Source organism: Pseudomonas sp. CH235, assembly GCF_004368175.1.
Lineage (GTDB): Bacteria > Pseudomonadota > Gammaproteobacteria > Pseudomonadales > Pseudomonadaceae > Aquipseudomonas > Aquipseudomonas paraglycinae.
The window spans coordinates 1-1,756 of record NZ_RRZJ01000064.1; the positions used below are offsets into that span (position 1 = coordinate 1).

General features: G+C 64.5%; 1 pseudogene. It reads right to left on the reverse strand.

The window, feature by feature from the left end:
* Positions 1–1,756, reverse strand: a pseudogene (locus tag EIY71_RS28430) (RHS repeat protein); the annotation flags it as partial.

Below are 1,756 nucleotides of genomic sequence, written 5' to 3' on the forward strand. Positions count from 1 at the left end.
GTCAGCGCCCCGCCCTTGGCGTAGTGGTAATCGAGTTTGCTGTTGTCCGGCAGACGCAGGCGGGTGAGCTGGCCGCAGGCGTCGTAGGCGTAACGCAGGGTGCCCCAGCCCTGATGCTCGCGCACCAGCCGGTCCTGCAGGTCGTATTCGAAGGCCAGCGGGTGATCCTGGCCGTCATCCACGCCGACCAGCCGGCCGAGACGGTCATAGCGGTAGCTGACCTCGACCCCGTCCGGCAGGGTCTTGAGCAGCAATCGCCCGGCGCTGTCGCGCTGGTAAGTGGTGACCAGCGTGGTGCCGTCGTCGCCGAACTCGGTCTTCTCCAGCAGATGACCGTTGCGGTCGTAGGCATACGCCGTGCGCCGACCATCGAAGCCGGTTTCCTGTCGGATCAGTCCGGTGGGCGTGTAGTCCAGCCGATACTTTTCGCCGGACTCGTTCTCGATTTCCGTCAGCAGCAGCTGCGCATGGTCGTAGCGGTACTGGACTCGTGTGCCGTCGGGGTTGATCCGTCGGCTGACCAAATGCAGGTCGTCGTCATACTCGTAGCGGGTGATCCGCCCCAGTTCATCGCGTTCGGCGGTGATCTGGCCGTAAGCGCTATAACTGAAGGCTCGAGTGGCGCCATTCGGCGAGGTGGTCTGGATCAGCCGGCCAACGGCATCCCACGCGTGGTAGGTGACCGCACCATGCTCATCCTGCGCAGTAATCCGTCGTCCCTGCAGGTCGTAGGAAAACTTCCGAACCCCACCGTCCGGCAGGCTTTCCTCGACCAGTTGCCCGAGGTCGTTCCACACGAACACATGGCGACCGGAATCCGGATAACGGATCGACAGCAACCGCCCCTGCGCGTCGTAGTGGTAATGGGTGACATGGCCATCGGGATCGACCGCTTCGGTGATGTCACCCTGGGCATTGCGCCGGTACGTCCACACCGCATCGCCACGTGAGCGGCTGTGCAGGAAACCGTTGCGGTACTCGTAGGACGTCGGCGCATCGTCCGGCGGAATCAGCGCGATCAACCGCCCGGCGTCGTCATAGCGGTACTCGGTGACCGCCCCCAGCGCATCCTGCTCGGCAACCAGCCGGCCCGCCGAATCGTATGCCTTGAGCTGTTCGCCCCCGTCCGCCGACACCTGACGCACCAGCCGCGCGGTGTCATCGTGGACGTAAGTCTCTTCAGTCCCATCGACGTAATGCACCGTGACACGGCCGGCGCCATCCCAGACGTAACGCGTGTCCATCTGCGAAAACGACGCCCAGTGCCGCACACAGCGCGCCGCCTTGCCGGCACGTTCCCATTCCCAGAAGAAGCTCGCACCGCCGGCCAGTTGCCGTTGCAGGATGACGTGCTGGTCGTCGTAGTCGTAACGCTCGGTCTCGCCGACGGCGTTCGACGCCTCGATCAACCGATGGCGGGCATCAAAGCGGTAGCTGGCCAGCGTCTGCTCGGTGCGCCAGGTCGAATCCCGAAAAACCTGATAATCGACCGCGACCAGATGCGCCCGCTCATAGCGCAGCAACAAGGAGCGACCAGCGCCGTTGTCGAGGCGCTCAACGCGATCCAGACGGTCCCGCGTAATACGCAAGCGGTTGCCGTACGCATCGCTGACCGCCGTCAGCCCCCCAGCCCGAAAGTGATAAAACCGCGCCGCGTCCCCCGCCAGCGCAACAATCAACTCCTCCGGCTCATCCCCGAGAAAGATCGCCGCCCGCGACAGGCTGTTGTGTATCGCCGGCCGCTCGACACTCGGCA